The sequence below is a fragment of the Microbacterium kribbense genome (assembly GCF_039537285.1).
Lineage (GTDB): Bacteria > Actinomycetota > Actinomycetes > Actinomycetales > Microbacteriaceae > Microbacterium > Microbacterium kribbense.
This window is the reverse complement of the sequence record NZ_BAABAF010000005.1, coordinates 20,118-40,262: the sequence shown is the minus strand read 5'-3', so window position 1 is coordinate 40,262 and position 20,145 is coordinate 20,118. Positions and strand designations below refer to the sequence as shown.

At 69.0% G+C, this 20,145-nt stretch carries 17 protein-coding genes; 12 read left to right on the top strand and 5 right to left on the bottom strand.

Features of this window, described 5'->3' with window-relative positions:
* The first annotated feature begins 9 nt into the window (after nucleotides 1-9).
* The 4 genes from ABD705_RS07440 (at nucleotide 10) to ABD705_RS07425 (ending at nucleotide 5,354) form a co-directional block, all read left to right on the top strand.
* Nucleotides 10-957: a carbohydrate ABC transporter permease gene (locus ABD705_RS07440; protein WP_344782125.1), complete on the top strand. Its 948-nt coding sequence runs from the start codon at nucleotides 10-12 to the stop codon at nucleotides 955-957.
* Nucleotides 954-1,817, top strand: a complete 864-nt coding sequence (locus tag ABD705_RS07435) for a carbohydrate ABC transporter permease (RefSeq protein ID WP_344782123.1) — start codon at nucleotides 954-956, stop codon at nucleotides 1,815-1,817. The genes ABD705_RS07440 and ABD705_RS07435 overlap by 4 nt, the downstream gene beginning before the upstream one ends.
* Nucleotides 1,818-1,851: 34 nt before the next feature.
* On the top strand, nucleotides 1,852-3,225 hold the full coding sequence (locus tag ABD705_RS07430; RefSeq protein ID WP_344782121.1) for an FAD-binding oxidoreductase: 1,374 nt from the start codon (nucleotides 1,852-1,854) through the stop codon (nucleotides 3,223-3,225).
* Between the two features lie 413 nt (nucleotides 3,226-3,638).
* A complete protein-coding gene (locus ABD705_RS07425; protein ID WP_344782119.1) occupies nucleotides 3,639-5,354 on the top strand; it encodes an HNH endonuclease signature motif containing protein in 1,716 nt (571 codons plus the stop codon).
* A 343-nt stretch (nucleotides 5,355-5,697) separates the two neighbouring features.
* Here ABD705_RS07425 and ABD705_RS07420 read toward each other — a convergent pair whose 3' ends face one another.
* Both ABD705_RS07420 and ABD705_RS07415 read right to left on the bottom strand, forming a co-directional pair.
* Complete coding sequence (locus ABD705_RS07420; RefSeq protein WP_344782117.1) at nucleotides 5,698-5,874, bottom strand: hypothetical protein; 177 nt, start codon at nucleotides 5,872-5,874, stop codon at nucleotides 5,698-5,700.
* Between the two features lie 31 nt (nucleotides 5,875-5,905).
* The gene (locus ABD705_RS07415; RefSeq protein ID WP_344782115.1) at nucleotides 5,906-6,613 is read right to left on the bottom strand and encodes an endonuclease/exonuclease/phosphatase family protein; all 708 of its coding nucleotides are present in this window, start codon (nucleotides 6,611-6,613) and stop codon (nucleotides 5,906-5,908) included.
* Nucleotides 6,614-6,654: 41 nt separating this feature from the next.
* Here ABD705_RS07415 and ABD705_RS07410 point away from each other — a divergent pair, with 41 nt between their 5' ends.
* From ABD705_RS07410 to ABD705_RS07395, 4 genes are all read left to right on the top strand, one after another.
* Complete coding sequence (locus ABD705_RS07410) at nucleotides 6,655-7,248, top strand: arsenate reductase/protein-tyrosine-phosphatase family protein (RefSeq protein WP_344782113.1); 594 nt, start codon at nucleotides 6,655-6,657, stop codon at nucleotides 7,246-7,248.
* Between the two features lie 129 nt (nucleotides 7,249-7,377).
* Nucleotides 7,378-9,210 carry a DUF4012 domain-containing protein gene (locus ABD705_RS07405; protein WP_344782111.1) on the top strand — a complete coding sequence of 611 codons (1,833 nt, stop codon included), beginning with the start codon at nucleotides 7,378-7,380 and terminating at the stop codon, nucleotides 9,208-9,210.
* Between the two features lie 110 nt (nucleotides 9,211-9,320).
* Nucleotides 9,321-11,291, top strand: a complete 1,971-nt coding sequence (locus ABD705_RS07400) for a tyrosine-protein kinase domain-containing protein (RefSeq protein WP_425562050.1) — start codon at nucleotides 9,321-9,323, stop codon at nucleotides 11,289-11,291.
* A gap of 2 nt (nucleotides 11,292-11,293) precedes the next feature.
* Nucleotides 11,294-12,202: a hypothetical protein gene (locus ABD705_RS07395; protein ID WP_344782109.1), complete on the top strand. Its 909-nt coding sequence runs from the start codon at nucleotides 11,294-11,296 to the stop codon at nucleotides 12,200-12,202.
* Between the two features lie 12 nt (nucleotides 12,203-12,214).
* Here ABD705_RS07395 and truA read toward each other — a convergent pair whose 3' ends face one another.
* Complete coding sequence (gene truA, locus ABD705_RS07390) at nucleotides 12,215-13,060, bottom strand: tRNA pseudouridine(38-40) synthase TruA (RefSeq protein WP_344782107.1); 846 nt, start codon at nucleotides 13,058-13,060, stop codon at nucleotides 12,215-12,217.
* Between the two features lie 207 nt (nucleotides 13,061-13,267).
* On the opposite strand from truA, the gene ABD705_RS07385 reads away from it, so the two are divergent.
* A complete protein-coding gene (locus tag ABD705_RS07385; RefSeq protein ID WP_344782105.1) occupies nucleotides 13,268-15,223 on the top strand; it encodes an acyltransferase family protein in 1,956 nt (651 codons plus the stop codon).
* A 332-nt stretch (nucleotides 15,224-15,555) separates the two neighbouring features.
* On the opposite strand, the gene ABD705_RS07380 is transcribed toward ABD705_RS07385, so the two are convergent.
* Nucleotides 15,556-15,816 carry a hypothetical protein gene (locus ABD705_RS07380; RefSeq protein WP_344782103.1) on the bottom strand — a complete coding sequence of 87 codons (261 nt, stop codon included), beginning with the start codon at nucleotides 15,814-15,816 and terminating at the stop codon, nucleotides 15,556-15,558.
* Here ABD705_RS07380 and ABD705_RS07375 point away from each other — a divergent pair.
* The 3 genes from ABD705_RS07375 to ABD705_RS07365 are packed head-to-tail and all read left to right on the top strand — an operon-like array spanning nucleotide 15,815 to nucleotide 19,432.
* A complete protein-coding gene (locus ABD705_RS07375) occupies nucleotides 15,815-16,741 on the top strand; it encodes a sugar ABC transporter substrate-binding protein (protein ID WP_344782101.1) in 927 nt (308 codons plus the stop codon). The two genes, ABD705_RS07380 and ABD705_RS07375, sit on opposite strands and share 2 nt — an antisense overlap.
* On the top strand, nucleotides 16,741-18,342 hold the full coding sequence (locus ABD705_RS07370) for a sugar ABC transporter ATP-binding protein (protein WP_344782099.1): 1,602 nt from the start codon (nucleotides 16,741-16,743) through the stop codon (nucleotides 18,340-18,342). Before ABD705_RS07375 ends, ABD705_RS07370 begins: the two co-directional genes overlap by 1 nt.
* 46 nt (nucleotides 18,343-18,388) lie before the next feature.
* The gene (locus tag ABD705_RS07365; protein WP_344782097.1) at nucleotides 18,389-19,432 is read left to right on the top strand and encodes an ABC transporter permease; all 1,044 of its coding nucleotides are present in this window, start codon (nucleotides 18,389-18,391) and stop codon (nucleotides 19,430-19,432) included.
* A 115-nt stretch (nucleotides 19,433-19,547) separates the two neighbouring features.
* Here ABD705_RS07365 and rplQ read toward each other — a convergent pair whose 3' ends face one another.
* Nucleotides 19,548-20,126, bottom strand: a complete 579-nt coding sequence (gene rplQ, locus ABD705_RS07360; protein WP_344782095.1) for a 50S ribosomal protein L17 — start codon at nucleotides 20,124-20,126, stop codon at nucleotides 19,548-19,550.
* Nucleotides 20,127-20,145 lie beyond the last annotated feature (19 nt).

Here is a 20,145-nt window from a genome sequence, read left to right as displayed (position 1 = left end):
ACGCAGCACGTGAGCACCACCACGCAGATCACGATCGGAGGGCGCCCGGCACCCGGCGCCCTCCGATCGGGCGTGCGCAGCGAGCGCCGGCAGCGCCGCGTGGTCGCCGCCGTCTTCCTGAGCCCGACACTGCTGATCATCGGGCTGTTCACGCTGGTGCCGATCGTGATGACCGTGATCATCAGCTTCCACCGCTGGTCGATGTTCACCCCGATCACGAAGATGGACTTCGTCGGCCTCGACAATTACACCCGACTGTTCGCCGACAGCGCGCGCACCCAGGCGCTGGTCAACACCGGCGTCTACGTCGGGCTCAGCATCCTGATCACCGTGCCGCTGGCGTTCCTGGTCGCGATGCTGCTGTTCTTCCCCCGCATGCGCGGGCAGAGTGTCGTGCGGGTCATCCTCTTCAGCACCTATGTGATCCCCACCATCGCGATCGTCATCATCTGGAGCAACATCTACGCGCCCGGATACGGGCCGCTGAGTGCGATCCTGTCGGCCGTGGGCGTCACACCGCCCGGCTGGCTCAGCGACCCCTCCTGGGCGATGATCTCGCTGGTCATCTTCAACGTGTGGCAGATGCTGGGCTACTACGTGATCCTGCTGGTCGCGGGACTCACCCAGATCCCCGGCGACCTGTATGAGGCATCGCGCGTCGACGGCGCCGGAGTGATCCGGCAGACCTGGTCGATCACGATCCCGATGCTGAGCCGGTCGCTCGTGTTCGTCATTCTGATGACCTTCATCAACTCGATCCAGGTGTTCGACCCGATCTATCTGCTCACCCAGGGCGGGCCCGCCGGGTCGACGAACGTGGTCTCGTTCGAGATCCAGCGCGCGGCATTCCAGTACGGCCAGGCGGGCAGCGCCAGCGCCCTGGCCGTCTCGCTGTTCCTCATGATCGTCGTGGTCGGGGCAGTGCTGGGCACGATCCTGAAAGTGAGAAGGCGATGAGCCGGCGGCGTCCCGCGCACGGGCCTGCGCGCACCCGGACGCGCGCGCAGCGGGGGCTGCTGTATGCGCTGCTGGCGCTCGTCGCGATCGTGCCCCTGTTCCCGCTGTATTGGCTGGTGATCTCGGCGTTCAAGACGCCGAAGGAGTTCGTCACCATCCCGCCGACCTGGTTTCCGACCTCCGCGACGCTCGACCCGGTCACCACGGCGCTGACGGCGGTGCCGTTCGCGCAGTCGATGCTCAACAGCGTGATCATCGCCGGGGGCGCCACCATCGCGGTCGTGATCACCAGCACAATGGCCGGCTATGTGTTCGCGAAGTACCACTTCCGCGGCAAGGACCTCGTGTTCTGGGGCGTCGTGGCCATGATGTTCCTGCCGCCGATCGTGACGCTGGTGCCGCTGTACTACCTGGTCTCGTCGATGGGGCTGGCCGACTCCTATCTCGGTGTGCTGCTGCCCTGGCTGGCGAACCCGTTCGGCATCTTCCTGATGCGCCAGTTCATGATGGACGTGCCCGACGAGCTCATCGACGCGGCGCGGCTCGACGGCGCCGGCGAGCTGCGCGTCGTGTGGCAGTTCGTGGTGCCGCTGATCAAGCCCGCCGTGGTCACCCTCGCCGTGTTCATGTTCGTCTTCGCCTGGAACAACTTCCTGTGGCCGCTGACGATCCTGCGGTCCGAGGCGATGTATCCGATCGTGCTCACACTGAACCGGCTGATGTCCTATACGATGAGCTTCCAGTACCAGAACGTCGTGCTCGCCGGTGCGCTGATCGCGTCGATCCCGACGATCATCGTCTTCCTGCTCTCGCAGCGCGTGTTCGTGCAGGGGATCGCCTCGAGCGGGGTGAAGGGATGACCGAACCGGCAGTCGTCGCGAGCGGGGTGAAGGGATGACCGAACCGGCAGTCGTCGCCGACCTGACCGCGCTGCTGCCGGCGGGTGCGGTCACCGTTGACCCCGAGGTGATGGCCGCCTTCTCGCGCGACCATTCCGAGCGTCCGCTGCCGGGGATGCCGCTGGCGCTGGTGCGCCCGGCCAGCACCGCCGACGTGCAGGCGGTCCTGCGCGTCGCCTCCACCCACACGATCCCGGTCGTCGTACGCGGCGCCGGGTCGGGGCTGTCCGGCGGCAGCACCGCCGTCGACGGATGCCTCATCCTCTCGGTCGACCGGATGCGCGAGGTCCGCGTCGACGCCGCCGCACGGGTCGTGCATGCACAGCCCGGGGCGCTCAACGCGGAGGTCAAGGCTGCGGCGGCCGCGCAGGGCCTGTGGTACCCGCCCGACCCCGCCTCCTACGAGTTCTGCTCGATCGGCGGCAACGTGGCCACCAACGCCGGGGGCCTGTGCTGCGTGAAGTACGGGGTGACCACCGACTACGTGCTGGGGATGACCGTCGTGCTCGCCGACGGAAGGGCGCTGACCCTCGGCGGCGATCGCGTGAAGGACGCCGCCGGCCTGTCGCTGACGAAGCTGTTCGTGGGCAGCGAGGGCACCCTGGGAGTGATCACCGAGGTCACGCTGCGGCTGATCCCGGCCCCGGAGCGCCCCGCGAGCCTGGTGGCGACTTTCGCGGAGGTGGATGCCGCAGTGCAGGCGGTGCTGCAGATCAGCGCATCGCTGCGACCCGCGATGCTCGAGTTCATGGACCGCACCACGATCGGCGCGGTCGAAGACCTGACGCACATGGGCCTGGACCGGGATGCCGCAGCCATGCTGATCGTGCAGTCCGATGCGCCGGGCGACCAGGCCGCTGCCGAGCTGAACCGGATCGAGCGCATCTGCCTCGACGCGGGCGCGACCGAGTGCGTGCTGACCGACGACCCCGACGACGGCGAGGCGTTCGTCGCGGCCCGGCGAATGGCCGTTCCCGCCGTCGAGATGAAGGGCAGCATGCTGCTCGAAGACGCCGGCGTCGCGCTGCCGCGACTGGGCGACCTCGTGCGGGGCATCCAGCGCATCTCTTCGGACCGCGGCGTCGTGATCGCGCTGATCGCGCACGCCGGTGACGGCAACACGCATCCGATGCTCGTCTTCGACCGGGCCGACCCCGACTCGTTCGCGCGCGCGCAGCAGGCCTTCGACGACATCATGGCGCTGACCATCTCGCTGGGCGGCACGATCTCAGGCGAGCACGGCATCGGGCGGCTCAAGCAGCCGTGGCTCGAACGCCAGCTGGGCCAAGACGCGATGGCCCTCACCCAGACCATCAAGGCCGCGCTCGACCCGCGCGGGATCTTGAATCCTGGGGTGATTGTTCGGTAGCGGGGTTCTTGTCGGGTCGGCGGTGGGCCGGGTCCTTGTCGGTTCGGCGGTGGGACGGGGTTCTGTCGGGTCGGCGGTGGACGGGGTTCTTGTCGGGTCGGCGGTGAGCCGGCGCGGACAAGGCGGCCGGCGCAGGGCGGGTGCGGGGCTCTTCTCTGGCCGGGACGGGGCGGTGTTCTTCTCGGGCGGGCGGGGTGCGGTGCAGAACTCCTTCGATTCGCGCTCGGGGTGCCCGGTGATGCCTGGATTCGGCCCATGACCGGGCGGATCGACTGAGTTCTGCACGGCGACAACCTGCCGGCAGCATCCGCCCGCCGCATCGGGCGAAACCGTTACCGTTCTGTGATCTCCACCCCGCTGATTTGGGACCGAAATCAGGTTCGAATGTCGGAGGTGGGTTAGATGATCGGAGTATGGCAATCTTCACCGATATCGAGGCGCACGCGGCGATGCTGCGCGGCGTGGTCGGTGCCGATGTCGAAGCCGGTGGCCTGCCCACTCTGGTCGCGGGGCTCAGCGATGACCAGGTCGTCTCGCTGCTGACGCAGACCGCCGCGCTGATCCGCGCCGCCGAAACGGTGCAGGTGGTCGCCACCGGCGTCGCCGCGTCCAGGTCGACACGCCACGCCGGACAATCCGGCCTGGCACAGCAGCACGGCAAGAACTCGGCGACGTCGCTGCTGCAAGATCTGACCGGATCGACCCGGTCTGACGCGATCAAGCAGGTGCGCGCCGGTGAGGCCCTGTTCGCCGGACTCGCCGGCGGCGGCGAGACCGACGACGCTGCCGGGAGTGATGGTGATTCCGGTGGTGGTGGTGATGCCGACGGCACTGGGACTGTGCCCGGAGACACCTGCCCGCCGCGTCCCTGGCACGCGCCACTGGGCGAGGCGCTGCTGGCGGGACGGTTGTCCGCGGCCCAGCACGATGCGATCCTCCGAGGGCTCGGCGAACCGCCGACCATCGACGCGGCCGCGATCCTCGCCGGCGCGGCATCGGAGACGGACGGGGATGCTGCGGACAGCGACGATGCGGATGCGGCGCCCGGCCAGGACGGGGATGCCGCATCCGGTGCGGACGGGGATGCGGCGCCCGGCGACGATCTAGACGCGGCGGCACCGGACGTGATCGACGCCCTGGTGTCCGCGGCCCGGGCGCAGGCGCGACTGGCGTGGCAGATCGCGGCCGCCCAGCTCGTGGACGAGGCGCAATGCCGCACCGTCGAAGACCTCGCCGCGCAAGCGCGCGCGATCCGCGACCTGCTGGACCCCGAAGGTGCGCAGCGCCGATTCGAGCAGCGCTACCAACAGCGCGCGTTCCGCACCTGGAAGGACAAGGACGGAATCCGGCACACCCACATCACCCACGACGACGACGGCGCGCAATGGGTCCAGGCCATCCTCGACGCCGCCCTCGCACCCCGCCGCGGGGTCCGGTTCGTCGACGACGCCGAAAAGAGCCGTGCACAGCAGCTGATCGACGACCCGCGCACCACCGAGCAGCTCGCCTACGACTTGTTCCTCGATCTGCTCCGCGCCGGCGCGCTCGCCGACGCCGAGACGGTGTTCGGCACCCGGCAGGCCGGGATCCGTGTCATCATCACCCAGCAGGCCGCCGCGGCCGCCGACCGGGGCGAGCCCGCTGTCGCCACGGTGCAAGACGACACCACGACACTGCCGGCCTGGGCCGCGACCCAGCGGGCGTGCGACACCGGCGTCAGTGAATGCTTGACCGACGCAGCCGGCAATCCGCTCGACCTGGGCCGTGAAGCGCGGCTGTTCGCCCCGAAACAGAAGCTCACCCTCGCGATCCGAGACGGTGGATGCCGGTGGCCCGCCTGCGACCGGCCCGCCCACTACTGCGAAGCGCACCACATCGACGGCTGGGCCACCGGAGGCAGAACCGACATCGACCGGGGCATCCTGCTATGCCGATTCCACCACATGCAACTGCACCACGGCGGCTGGCGGATCACCCGGCATAGGAAAGACGACTTCGTCCTCCACCCGCCCGGCGGGGCCGAACCGATCGTGCTCACCACCAGACTCGCCCGACAATACCTGTTCCGAACCACCCCACCACCAGCACCAAGATTCCACCCCGAGCCACAGGGAGTACCGGCCGCATGACACCCGGGTCACCGCGGACACCGGGGTCGCCACGATACCGGGTCACCGCGGACACCGGGTCACCGCGGACACCGGGCCACCGCGGATAATGCTTCCGCACCCGTAACAGGGCGCCAACGCGACGGTAGCGAGCCGCGCGACGAGCAACCCGATAGATCACGCGCCTGGGTAACACCCTACGGCAGCTGACCGCTCCGCCCAAGACCACACCAGAGCACGCCCCGAATCAGCTGGCCCGCGGAAAGGTCATGTCCAAACCGAACGACTGTTCAGCAAGGACACGAACGACTGTTCAGCAAGGGCAAGGAGTTCGGCGCCTCATCGGCGCTCAGATCAACCAGGCTCAGGGCAGCTGGTCGGTCTTGTGCTCGTGCCGGTTGTGATGCATCGGAATGCCGATGGCCGACGAGACGAGCAGCAGACCCAGCACGAAGACGACCGATTCCCAACCGGGCACGAACGGCGCATATCCAAAGCATGCGAACCCTGCAATGAACAGCAGGAAGCAGAGAATGAACATGCGGTCGTCCCTCCGAAAGTCGGTGCGCCTCTCAGGCTACCTTGATCTCGACGTGTTCGCGCGCCGCCGGAGCACTCATTCTCGCCGTCACCAGAATCGGCAGATGATCACTGCGCCCCTGCGGCAGGGTGCGGATGCGCTCGATGTCGAACCCGGCCGACGTCGCGAAGTCGTAGTGCCCGCGAAAATAGCGATACCGCGTGTACGTGCGCCGGTCGCTCAGGGTCAGCTGATAGCCCTGCTCGCGCACCTTCTGCCCGAGGTTCTCTTTGAACACCGGATAGTTGTAGTCCCCCACCATCAGACTCGGCAGGCCGTGCCCGATCTCTTGCAGCTCCCCCAGCGCCGTGCGGATCTGCGCCCGGCGCAACCGGTTCAACGCCGTCAGCGGCGCCGCATGGAACGACGCGATGATCAGGTCGCGCCCCTGATCGATGTCGTGCAGGCGCACCCCCAGCATCCGCTCTTCAGCGGGCTTGAGCACCCGATCGTGCAGCGACTTCTTCAGCGCCAGCGAGCGCACCTCCAGCGGACGGTACATGTCGCGGCGGAAGTAGACGGCAAGGCCCAGCCGGTTGCGATGCGTGGCGTCAGCCAGCCGCAACCCGGCGATCTGGCTCGGGATGTCGTCGGTGTCGCACTCCTGCAGACACAGCAGATCGGCCCCGTGCCGGTCGACCAGCGCCGAGAGTTCGGTTGCCGCACGATGTTTGCGCAGGTTGTAAGAGATGAGCTTCATCGTTCTTTCAGCATAGGCTTCGATGCAAGAAGGAGGCCAAGGTGTTTGAAATACTCACGGTCTGCACCGGCAACATCTGCCGGTCGCCCCTGGCGCAGCTGCTGCTGGCCACTCGCCTGGCCGACCTCGGCGTCCACGTGCGCAGCGCCGGCACGCACGGCATGCACCAAGCTGCGATGCCGGTCGAAGCGCAGGCCATCGCGAAGGCGCTCGGGGTGGATCCGGACGCCGCCGCCGCACACCGCTCGCGAATGCTCGCCGAAGCCGACATGACCACACCCGACCTGATCTTCGCGATGGCGCGCGACCACCGCCGCGAGATCGTCGAGCTCGCCCCCTCGCGCATGCGCGCCGCGTTCACGGTGCGCGAATTCGCGCGGTTGGCCGCTGACATCTCCGACGACGATCTGCACCGCGCCGCCGATGCGGCGGGGGCGGATGCCTCGGCCCGCGTGCGCGCTGCCGCGGCACTGGTCGCCTCGCACCGCGGCCTGACGCCGCCGCCGGCCGATCCCAGCGAGGACGACGTGGTCGACCCGTACGGCCGGTCGTGGGAGACCTATGAGCAGTCGGCGCTGGAGCTGGTGCCCGCGCTGGACGTCGTCGAACGGGTGCTGCGCGCGGCGCTCGTCTGAGTGGCATCCCGACACAGCGCGTCCGAAGCAGCGCTCGCCTGAGTGGCATCCTGCGCGCAGCGCGTCGACGCCCGCCCATGGTGGGGATTCTCTCAGCCGTCCGTACGCCGGCGCCGATACGATCACCTGGTGACCTCGCCCCACTTTGCCCACGACTCGTCGCGCCGCCGCGCCCCGCGCCCGCGCCGCCGCCATCGCTGGGCGTGGTGGACGTTCGGCAGCATCGCAGTGATCGCAATCATCGCGAGCATCGCAATCGCTGCGCAGTTCCTCCATGAGGCCGACAGCGCACGAGCCGATCTGACCGCCGCGAAAGACAAGATCACGCTGGTTCCGGCCATGGTCAGGAAGAACGACGCCGCTGGGCTGAACCGCACTGCGGGCGAGATCAAGACGCTCACGGCGAGCGCCCTGAAGACCACCAGCGGCGGGCTGTGGGACTTCGCCACGCGCATCCCATGGATCGGCGCCAACATCAGCGCCGTGCAGAAGACGACTCAGGCCGCCGACATCCTCGTCGACGGCGCGCTGCCGCCGGCGATGCAGCTGATGGCGACGCTGCAACCGGCCAAACTCAAGCTCAAGGGCGGCGGCATCGACCTGAGGCCGTTCGTGGAAGCGCAACGATCCCTACCCGGCGTCATCGACGCGTTCGCGAGCGCGCACGCGATGGTCTCGACCATCGACCGATCGAAGCTGCTTCCCTATGTGAATGATTCGATAGGTGGCCTGCTCGACATCATCGACCAGGCCACCCCGGCCCTGAAGACCGTGCAACGGGTGCTGCCCACATTGCTGCCGATGGCCGGTTCCGAGGGCCCGCGCAACTACCTGCTGATCTTCCAGAACCTGGCCGAGATACGCGCGACCGGCGGCAACGCGGCCGCCACCGCCCAGATCCGGGTCGACAAGGGACACATCACGCTGGTCGACCAGGCCAACTCGCTCACGTTCTATGCTGCCGGCACCGTGCGTCACCAATATGTGAAGCTGCCGGGGTCGATGCTCAAGATCTATCCGTCCGACACCACGCTGTACTCGCAGAACTACACGCGCACCCCCAACTTCCCCATTGCGGCGAAGCTGTTCAGCGGCCTCTGGAAAGCCACCAGCGCGCAGAAGCTCGACGGCGTGATCTCGCTCGACCCGGTCGTGCTGTCCGAGATGCTGAAGGTCACCGGCCCGGTGAAGGTGGCCGGCGACACCCTTACGTCGAAGAACGTGGTCAAGACCGTGCTCAGCGATGCTTACGAGCGCTTCCCGCGCGGAACGCAGTCCGACGCTTATTTCGCGGCTGTCGCCTCGGCGGTGTTCGAGAAGGTGACCGCCGGCAACTGGGACCCGGTGCAGATGTTCGACCAGCTGGCCAAAGCGGCGGACCAGCAACGGTTGTACGCCTGGTTCGCGCACAAAGATGAGCAGGCACTGGCAGTCGAAGCCGGCATCGACGGCGAGATGCTGAGCAGCAACACCAAGAACACCGAGGTCGGCGTGTTCCTCAACGACTACACCATCGGCAAGCTGCAGTACTGGCTCACCAGCAGCGTGAAAGTGACCTGTGATGCGGCGGCGCGCACCGTGACGACATCCATCGCCATCACCAACACCATCCCGAACGGCAACTTCTCCAGCTACACATTGGGTTGGCGCGACCGTCTATACGGTCAGCCGCGCACCTCGATGCTCATGGACGTGCTCTATTTCTCGCCGCCGGATGCGCCCATCAGTGCCACCAGGACCGGCGGCGACATCGCCAGCCTGGCCCGCTCTGGCACCGAACAGGGCCGGTCGGTCCAGAGCGTGACGGTCATAGTGCCGATGGGAAAGACGCACACGGTGTCGTTCACCAGCACGCTGCCCAAGGGCGCGCTGGGGCCCATCTCAGTGCGGCACACCCCGACCGTCACCGACACGCCGGTGACCATCGCCGACTCATGTCGGGCGCTGACCGCCGAGGGCTGACACGCCCACTCTGAGGAGCCGCCGCACCTGTTCCCCACTCTGTTCTGAGAAGCCACAGCACGCTGTGGCAGGATTGACCTGTTCACCATCTGGAACACTCACCACAAGACGTGACCTGGGGACACGCCCTGAAAGGCAGCATGGAGCTCACCGACTACATCCGGATCTTGCGCAAGAACTGGATCGCCATCATCCTGATCACCCTGCTGGGGCTCGGGTCCGCGGCGGTCTTCTCGCTGACGCGCACGCCGCAGTTCGAGGCATCCAGCACGGTGTTCGTCTCGACCCAGAGCGACAGCTCGGTGCAAGACCTGCAGCAGGGCAACAGCTTCACGCTCGCCCGAGTGAACACCTACACGAACCTCGTGAGCACCCCGCTGGTGGTCGCCCCCGTGATCGAGAAGCTCGGCCTGAACACCACCGCCGACAAGCTGGCAGAGCACATCGCAGTCTCGAGCCCGCTGAACACGACGCTGATCACGATCACGGTGACCGAGTCGAACGCGACTCAGGCGGCCGACATCGCCAATGCGCTGGGTGCGAGCCTGACCACCGCGGTCGAGAAGGTCGAATCGCCCAACGCCGGCACGCAGAGCCTGGTGCGTCTGACCACGGTGCGCGACGCGACCGCCCCGCTGCTGCCGTCGAGTCCCAACGTGCCGCTGAACCTCGCGCTCGGACTTCTGGTCGGCCTGGCGCTGGGCATCGGCTACGCGGTGCTGCGCACCGTGCTCGACACTCGCCTGCGCACTCCGCGCGACGTGGAGCAGGTGACGGATGCCCCGATCATCGGTGCGATCGCCAACGACCCGAAGGCGCCCGAGCGTCCGCTGATCGTGCACGTGGACCCGCTCAGCCCGCGCGCCGAGTCGTTCCGCACGCTGCGCACGAACCTGCAGTTTCTCGACATGGGCGGACGGTCCAGCTTCGTGGTCACCTCGAGCATGCCATCCGAGGGCAAGTCGACCACGTCGATCAACCTCGCCATCGCTCTGGCCGACGCCGGCAAGAAGGTCGCCCTGCTCGACACCGATCTGCGCAAGCCGAAGGTCGCCGAATACCTCGGCATCGAGGGTGGCGCAGGCCTGACCGACGTCCTGATCGGCCGCGCGCGAGTGGGCGATGTGATGCTGCCGTGGGGCGGCCGCAGCCTCTATGTGCTGCCGGCCGGAAAGATTCCGCCGAACCCCAGCGAGCTGCTCGGTTCGGACCAGATGCGCACGCTGCTGGCGGTGCTCGAGCGCGACTTCGACGTCGTGCTGTGCGACGCCCCGCCACTGCTGCCGGTGACCGACGGTGCGATCCTGGCCAAGGCGACCAGCGGCGCGATCATCGTGGTGGCGGCCGGACGTACGAACCAGCATCAGCTCAGCGGCGCCATCGACAGTCTCGAGACGGTCGGGGCGAAGGTCGCCGGCATCACGCTGACCATGGTGGCCACACGGGGCCCCGACGCCTATTACACGTACGGTTACGGCTATGCGCACGAAGAGACGCTGCGCGAGCGCAAAAGGCTCGCCAACGCGCGGCCCGGCGCGCGCCGTCGCGGCGGCGCGACCCGGGCGGCCGTCATGCCGCCGCAGCCGTCGCGCGCCGGGCGGGGCGCGGGTCATGGTACGAGTGCGGGTGCCGAGGGCGCCGCAACCGCGACGCCAGCGCCTGCCGCACCCGCGGCCGCCCGCCAGCGGTCGGCGTTCGACGACCTCTTGACGCCGCTTCAGGCAGACGACACGGCGGCCGCCCGTCCACGGCGCGCCACGCAGCGCACCGAGTCGCCGCTCACCCAGCGCGCAGAGCCGCCCGCCCAGCGCGCAGAGCCGCCGGTCCAGCGCGCAGAGCAGCCGCCCGCGCAACAGCCCGCCGCGCAGTGCGTTGAGCCGCCCCAGCGTGCCGGACAGCCGGCCGTGCCACGTGCCGAACAGCCCACTGCGCGCCGTGTGGGGCAGCCGGCGGCACAACCCGTCGAACCCGCCGCACGGCGTTCCGACCAGCTGCTCACGAAGCGCGCGGAGCAGCCGCCGGCGCAGCGCGTCACGGCGCCGCCGGTGCGCGTGATCCCGCCGGACGGCACGGGACGGTAGTCATGGCACAAACTGGGGTGCGCGCCATGACACGAAGGAGCTGGGCGATCGTCGGCCTCATCGTGCTCGCCGTGCTCGTCGTGCTGCTGTCGGCGTTCGCACTGCTGCGCGACGACACGCCGGACAACCCGGCGCCGGGCGGCCCGGGCGGCCCGGTCGGCACGCCGACCACTCCGAGCGCGACGCCGGCGCCCACGCCCACGCCCACGGTGACGCCGGCCGCCCGCGCCGACCAGCGCTTCATCATCGCCACCACAGACGCGCTATGGCGCGCGACCGCCGGCTCGTGCGGAACGGTGGAGCCGCTCGTGCAGCGCTCGATCGACAGCGGCAAGACGTGGAAGGACATCACCCCGCGCTACCGCGGTATCGCCCAGGTCGCCTCACTCGACCCCCTGGGCAAGGACGGCGCCGAGATGGTAGCCGCGCTCGGGGCCGACTGCACGCCGACCGGACTGCGCAGCTTCACCGCCGGCAAGTACTGGGAGCCCAACAGCAAGTCGCTCGACCCCGCCCGCTACCTCGCGCTCGACGACGCCGCGAAGATCGTCTCACCCGGCGACGACTTCGCCGCGCCGTGCCCCGACGCGCGCGGCCTGCGCGCCGCCGGCAGCGTCATCACGGTGCTGTGCGACGGTGACGCCTATGTGCGCAGCGGCGATACCTGGACGAAGCTGGATGCCCCGGGCGCGGTCGCGCTGGGCATCTCGGGCACCGACATCGTGGTGGCCCAGAGCGGTGTGACGGGCTGCGACGGCGTCGCCATCGCCCTGTTCTCCGGCAGCGACGGCACCGGCACCTCGATCGGATGCGCCTCCAGGGCATCCACCACCGGCCCTGTCGCGATCGCGGCTTCAACGTCGGCGACGTATGTGTGGTCGGGGGATGCCGTCACCCGCGTCGCTCGCTGACCCGGCCGCGCCTCACTCGGCGTCGCGACGGGCACGAGTCTGCTCGGCGCGGGCGGCCAGCAGGTCGTCGGCCGGGTAGCCGACCTCGACGAGGGTCAGGCCGCGGGCGGCGAGCACCGGGAAGGCGCTGGTGCGCTCCCCCGCGTCACGCAGCGTCGCGGCATCGGGCACCGTCAGCCTGCCCTCCCCCACCGCGACGCATGCGCCGACCATCGCGCGCACCATCGAATGGCAGAACGCGTCGGCCTTGATGTTCGCCACCAGCACGCCGGCCGGGTCGCGGCGCCAGTCGAACTCGAGCAGGGTGCGGATCGTGGTGGCGCCCTCGCGTGGCTTGCAGTAGGCCGCGAAATCGTGCAGTCCGAGCAGGGAACGGGCCGCGGCATCCATCGCCCGAGCATCCAGGCGCGCGTGCACCGTCGTCGTGCGTGCGCGCTCGAGCGGGTCGTAGCCGGCGACGTCGTCGGCCACGCGGTACTCATAGCGCCGCCAGACGGCCGAGAAGCGCGCGTCGAAGCCGTTCGGCGCTTCCGACGTACGGTGCACCGTGACGTCGGGATAGCCGCCCAGAACGCCGCGCAGCCGATGCGCCAAGCGCTGCACCGGATCTTCGGCGCCATCGCGCCGGGTGCGCGCGAACAGCCGCTCGTGCTGGGCGTCGTCCAGGTCGAGGTGGGCGACCTGACCGCGGGCGTGCACGCCGGCATCCGTGCGCCCGGCGACGACCAGCCGCGGCTCACCCCCGAGGATACGGGCCAGCGCCGCCTCGATCGTGCCCTGCACGGTGCGCAGCCCCGGCTGGCGCGCCCACCCGCGAAAGTGCATGCCGTCATAGGCGATGTCGAGGCGGATCCGCACCTTGCCAGCCTAGCGAGCCGCCGCTCGCGCGGCCGCGTCGCACGTGCCCCCCGCCCGCCGAACAGGCGTCGGACCGGCAGCGGTGAACGGCTCCGGTGAACGGCCGTCGAACGACCACCGGACCGCCGCTGAACCACCGCCGGCCCGGCACCTCGCTCCCAGGCCGCGACCGTACACTGGAGGCATCCCCACTCCCCGCCTGGAGCCATGACAGAGCCTTTCACTCCCGTGCGTCCGCATGCCCGCTTCGCGGGGCTGGACGGCCTGCGCGCGATCGCCGTCGCGCTGGTGGTCGTCTACCACCTGTTCCCCGGCGGATGGCTGAAATCGGGCTTCATCGGCGTCGACGTGTTCTTCGTGATCAGCGGATTTCTGATCACCTCGCTGCTGCTGCGCGAACGCGCCGCGACCGGTCGCATCGCGCTGGTCGCATTCTGGCGTCGCCGCGCCCGGCGCCTGCTGCCGGCGCTGGCGCTGCTGGTGACCGCCACCGCGACGTGGGCGTGGTTCGTCGGCGGCGACGTGCTGGTGAGGCTCGGCCGGCAGGTGCTGGGCGCCGGCACCTTCAGCTACAACTGGGTCTCGGCCGCCGGCGGCGCGGACTATTTCTCGGCCGACACGCCCGAGCTGCTGCGCAACCTGTGGTCACTGGCCGTCGAAGAGCAGTTCTATGTGGTCTGGCCGCTCGTGCTGCCACTGTTGCTGCTCGTGCCGCGCAGATGGGCCCGGGCCATGGTCGCGCTGGTGCTGGCCGGCGCGTCGGCGGCGTGGATGGCGACCGTGGTCAGCAGCGGCGCCGGCTCTGCCACCCGTGCCTATTTCGGCACCGACACGCACGCGTTCGGGCTGCTGCTGGGCGTCGCCCTCGCGGTCGGCCTGCAGCGGGTGCTGTCGGACGCGCCGGCATGGATGCTGCGGCGGCGCACCCGCTGGACCGGCGGCATCGTCGGGGTGGCCGCGGTCGCGGCTCTGTTCGCGATCGCGTTGCTGCCCGAGATGCCGGATGCCGCGACTTTTCCGGGCACTCTGCTGGCCGGCTCGATCGTCGCGGCCGTCGCCGTCGTGGCCGGCGCCGTGCCCGGGTCGTGGATCGGACGGGCGCTGGACGTGCCGCCGCTGCGCTGGATCGGCGACCGGTCGTACGGCCTCTATCTGTGGCACTGGCCGGTGCTCGTGCTGGTGGCCGCCGGGGTCGGCGTGAACGCCGGCGCCGATGACGTGCCGGTGTGGATCGGACTGGTCGTGCTCGTGCTGACCGTGCTGCTGGCGGCGCTGTCGTACCGGTTCGTCGAGCAGCCGGTGCGCCGACTCGGCCTCCGCGGGTCGCTGCGCCGCCTGGGCGGATACCTCGGCGGCCATTCCGCAGCCGCGCGCACGAAGGCGCTCGGCATGGTGCTGGCCGGCGCCCTCGTGCTGGCCGGCACGACCGCCGCGATCGCCGCGGCCCCTGCGGAGTCATCCGGTCAGCTGGTCGTCGCCGCCGGACGGCGGGCCCTGGCCGACAACGCCGCACCGCGGCCGCCGCTGCTGCCCGAAGGCGCCCCGGCCGACGCCAGACAGGCCGACGGCGCCGGCGATGCGCCGGCCACCCTGCGGGCGGTCGTCGACGGCCGCCAGATCGATGCGATCGGCGACTCGGTCATGCTGGCCTCGGCGCCGGCTCTGATGGCGCGGTACCCCGGCATCCACATCGACGCCAAGGTGTCGCGGTCGATGTGGGTCGCCCCCGGGATGCTGCGCAAGCTGGCCGACCGCGGCGCGCTGCGCGAGTACGTCGTGCTGGGCCTGGGCACCAACGGCGCGATCGCACCGCACCTGCTCGACGAGGTCATGGCCGCGATCGGTCCGCAGCGCCGCCTCGTGCTGGTCACCGCGTTCGCGCCCCGCTCATGGATCGCCGGCGTCAACAAGACCCTGACCGCGTTCGCCGAAGGCCACCCGCACGCGCACATCGCGGACTGGTCGGCCGCGATCCGTCCGCACGAGAACCTGCTCGCCGGCGACCACATCCACCCCGGCGAGGCCGGTGGGCGCATCTTCGCGAGCGTCGTCGCCGACGCGATCGCGGCGCTGCAGCTGGCGCAGGCGCAGCAGCGCGAGCGGATGATGCTGCGCGCCGCGCAGCTGGGCGCCGAGCTGCCCGCGGACGCCGCAGCCGCCTGAGCCGGGCGCGCCCGAACCGCAGCTTGTCTTTCGCGCTGTGAAAAGCTCTCGGCCTGGGCTTCTTCAGAGGTCCACGATGAGGAAAAGCCGCCCTAGAGCGCTTGCTGGCATGGATGCGTGCGCCGGTTCGATGGATTGACTGCGCTTCTACGACTCCCGCGATCTGACGTTGGACGAGTTGATCACGCGCACATCCGTGCTCATGGACTGACCGTTACGTATGGCGACCCGGTAACGACAAGAACATCTGCGGGGTGATGCCATATGACGTGTGAGTGATCCCGCGGTCCCACAGCCCGAAGGCCATTGGAGTACATAAGAGTTCAGGAGAGTCACATGTCGTTGTTGACATCGAAAAAGTGGAGGACGCCGTGGCTGATCGCTGCCGCGGCCGGTTGTCTGATCGCGTTGACGGCGTGTTCGTCCGGCGGTTCGGCGGTGCCGGGGGCCGACGCCGCGTCGGGCGGCCCGACCAAGACGCAATTGGCGAGCATGCAGCAGCTCGCCGCTGAGTACACAGGCGTGCCGAAATTCGTGGCCCCCGGGCCCGCGTTCAGCGTTGCGTCGCTGAAGGGAAAGAAGGTCATGGTCATGCCCACGGCCAGCCAGCTCCCCCCCTGTGAGGCGATCGCGAAGAACACCGCCAAGCTTGCCGAGTCGGTGGGGATGAAGGCCACGGTCTTCGACAACGCCGGCGGCCCGCAGGCGTGGATCCCGGGTGTGCAGCAGGCGACGAGCCAGAAGTACGCAGCACTCGTGTTGGTGTGCGGCATCGATCCGAACCTGATCAAGCCGCAGATCGAGGCGGCAAAGGCGGCGGGCGTAGCCGTCATCGACTCCGGACTGGGGGATGCCGACCTGAAGACACCCAACGACGGGATCGTGACCGCGTCCACGGACATCGGTGAAGGCCGCCCGTACATCGCCGCAGCGGGGCTCGCGTTCCTGGCGGCCAATGGCAAGCCGATCCACTTCCTGGAATGGACCTCCAACGACATCCCGAGCAGCGTCGTGATGAGTAAGGCGTTCCACAAGCTCGTGGCCGACAACTGCCCGGGGTGCAAGATCACCTCGATCAACGTGCCCTCACCCGAATGGGGTACCAAACTGCAGCCCGCCGTCGCGTCCGCCCTCACGGCGAACCCGGATATCACCGTCATCATGGCCACCTTCGATGCGGTGCCGCCGATCGAGGCAGCCATCAAGGGCTCCGGCAACAAGAACGTCCGCATCTATGGCGCAACCGGTGGAACTGCAGAGTACATCGCGCAGATGGGAGCGGCAGACAACAAGATGATGACCAACGTCGCCTCATCGGTGAGCTGGCGCGCGTACTCCGCAGCCGACCTGATGTTCCGGGTGGTCAGCGGAGTCGCCACCCCCGACCCGTGGATGGAGGCAGACGGCATGCGGATCTTCACGCCTGACAGCTACAAGGAGTCCGCAGATGCCAGCGTCGGGTACGGCTACGGCACCGAGTACCCGAAGGACTACGAGAGCCTCTGGCTGGATCAGTGATGAACGCATCGAGTGCCGGGGCCGCAACGGTCCCGGCCCTCGAGCTGCGGAGTCTGACCCAACGCTTCGGTCTGTTCACCGCGCTCAATGACGTTGACTTCCGCGTCTGGCCGCAGGAGATCGTTGCGCTGGTGGGTCAGAACGGCTCGGGGAAATCAACACTGGTGAAGGTGCTGGCCGGCGTGAACGTGCCGGAAGACGGCAGCCGGCTCCTCGTCAACGGCCGGGAGGTCGCACTTCCCCTGGCCGGGGGCCAGTTCCGTCAGCTCGGGTTGAGCTTCGTGCACCAGGACCTCGGTCTGGTCCGCACGCTGTCGGTCACTGAGAACTTCCTCATCGGCGACGCGCGGATCACGGCATCCCACCGGCCGATCCATTGGCGGGCGGAGGACCGCCGGATCCGGGACCTGCTCGCCTCGTACGACGTCGACCTCGATCCGGGCGCCCTCGTCCGTGACCTGGCGCCGCTCCAACAGGCGCTGGTCGCGATCGCGCGCGCCGCTGAGGACCTGCGCTCGTACCGGGAGAGCAACAGCGCCGAGGGATCGGTGCTGTTCCTGGACGAACCGACGGTGTTCCTGCCCGAAGACGAAGTCGAGTTCCTCTTCGGCCTGGTCCGGAAGGTCGTCGCCGGGGGCGCCAGCTGCGTCTTCATCTCCCACGACCTGTCGGCAGTGGAACGGCTCTGCGAGCGGGTCGTCGTACTGCGTGACGGCGAGATCGTCGGCGACCAGCCCATGGCCGGCGTCGACAGCGAGCGGCTCGTCGAGCTCATCGTCGGGACGGCCCAGGACGGGACCGACCGGACGGGCGGCGGCGGGCGGACATCCACGAGCGTCGCGGGCACCCCCGCACGATGCGCGGTGCAGGGCCTGGCCGGAGGCCAGCTCCGCGGTGTCGACATCACCCTGCAAGGCGGCGAGACCGTGGGCCTGGCGGGCCTGCTGGGTTCGGGCGCCGAAGAGGTGCCCTACCTGTTGTTCGGGTCACGACGAGCCGATCACGGCACGATGCGGCTGGACGACGCCACGTTCCAGATCGGCGAGACCGAGCCTCCCTCTGCCGTCGCCCGCGGAATCGGGCTGGTCCCGGCCGATCGGCGCCGCGACGGCATGGTGCCGACGCTGACCGTGTCCGAGAACTCAGTCATCCTGGTCGCCGATAAGTTCGCCACCTTCGGCCGACTGCGACTGAGCGCTCTCCGCGAACTCGTCCACGGGATACTGGACCGATTCGGGGTGCGTCCGCGCGATCCCGGTGCCCTGATGGGCAAGCTGAGCGGCGGCAACGCGCAGAAGGTCGTCATCGCGAAGTGGCTGGAGATCGGTCCGCGCCTGCTGCTGCTCCACGAGCCCACCCAGGGCGTCGACGTCGGTGCCCGGGCGGCCATTTACGAGCTGCTCCAGCAGGCGTCGAAGACGGGGATGTCGACCCTGTGGGTGTCCAGCGACTTCGAAGAGCTCGCCAACGTCTGCGACCGGGTGCTGGTGCTGGTGGACGGGAGGGTGACGTCCGAGCTATCCGGTGAGCGGCTCACGAAAGACAACCTCAACACCGCCGTGTTCACCAGCCCCGGTGCGACCCTCGGCACGCCGGCCTGACGACGTCGACGAACTCCCTTCTCTTCTCGCAACGAAAGCGGATCTCATGTCACAAGCAACGAAGGACACCAAGAAGGCGACGGACGACCACCGCGCGGACGCCGCGACGCCGCGCCCCTCCGACCTCTCCCTCCGCAGACCACGGATGTCGCTCGGCGGCCGAACCGAGCAGCTGGCGCTGCCGATGGCGCTGGTTCTCATGTTCATCGTGTTCGGCGCGCTCCGCCCGGACGTGTTCCTCACCTGGAGCAATGTGGCGAACATCCTCGGATCCCAGTCGGTGCTGTTCGTCCTGGTGATGGCGGTGCTGATCCCGTCGATCGTCGGGGATTTCGACCTGTCTCTGGGCGGCATCATGGGGCTGAGCAGCATGGTCGCCGGAGTCCTCAACGTCGAGGCCAAATGGGCGATCCTCCCGGCGATCGGCGTCGGCGTGCTCGCCGGGCTGGCCGCCGGGTTCCTCAACGGCCTGTTCGTCGTGTACTTCGACTCCGACGCCCTGATCGTCACGCTGGGCACCGGGTCCGTCTACACGGGCATCATCTTCTTCCTCGCCGGCTCATCCACCGTCACCGGAGTCTCCGAGTCGCTGTCGGCATGGACGTTCTCGAACACGCTGCTGGGCATCCCACTCGAGTTCTATTACGGCGTGATCATCATGCTCATCGTCTGGTACGTCTCGACGTTCACGCCGCTCGGGTTGCGGGCGGCGTTCGTCGGGCAGTCCCGCGAAGTGGCGCTTCTCAGCGGCATCCGGGTGGTCCGGATGCGCTGGTGGTCGTTCACCCTGGCCGGTCTGGTGGCCGGGCTGGCCGGCATCTTCCTGCTGGGCACGACCGGGTCGGCGGACCCCACCGCGAGCGTCGCCTACCTGCTGCCCGCCTATGCCGCGGCGTTCCTGGGCGCGACGAGCATCAAGCCGGGACGCTTCAACGCCTTCGGCGCGGGCATCGCCGTATTCTTCCTGGCCACCGGCGTGACCGGGCTGCAGATACTGGGCGCGCAGAACTACGTGCAGCAGGTCTTCTATGGGGCGGCCCTGGTGCTGGCCGTCGTCATCTCACGCCAGTTGCGCAAGATCGTGCGATAGCCGTCGGCGACGGCACAGTTCGCGCCCGACGTCCTTCCGCCCCTCGGGGCTGCCCCCGCCGCACATGCAACAGACCCGCGGGCCGAAGCCCGCGGGTCTGTGACAGGCAGTGACGCTACTCGGACTTCTCGTCGGCAGCGGCCTCGTCGGCAGGCGCCTCAGTCTCGGCAGGCGCCTCAGACGCAGCGGCGGCGTCCTCGGCCGGAGCCTCGACGGGCGCCTCAACGGCGTCCTCAGCCGGAGTCTCGGCCTCGGCGACCTCCTCGACGGGGGCCTCCTCAGCCGGAGCAGCAGCGGCCTTCTTGGACTTGGCGACCGGCGTCGACTTCTTGGTCACGGGCTCGAGCACGAGCTCGATCACGGCCATCGGCGCATTGTCGCCCTTGCGGTTGCCGACCTTGGTGACGCGCGTGTAGCCGCCCTCACGGTCGGCCACCAGCGGCGCGATCTCGGTGAACAGCGTGTGCACCACGCTCTTGTCGCCGATGACGCCGAGCACGCGACGACGCGCATGCAGGTCGCCGCGCTTGGCGAACGTGATCAGCCGCTCGGCAACGGGGCGCAGGCGCTTGGCCTTGGTCTCGGTCGTCTTGATCGACTTGTGCGTGAACAGGGCCGCAGCGAGGTTCGCCAGCAGCAGGCGCTCGTGGGCGGGACCGCCGCCGAGGCGGGGACCCTTCGTGGGCTTAGGCATTCTCAGTTACTCCAGTGTG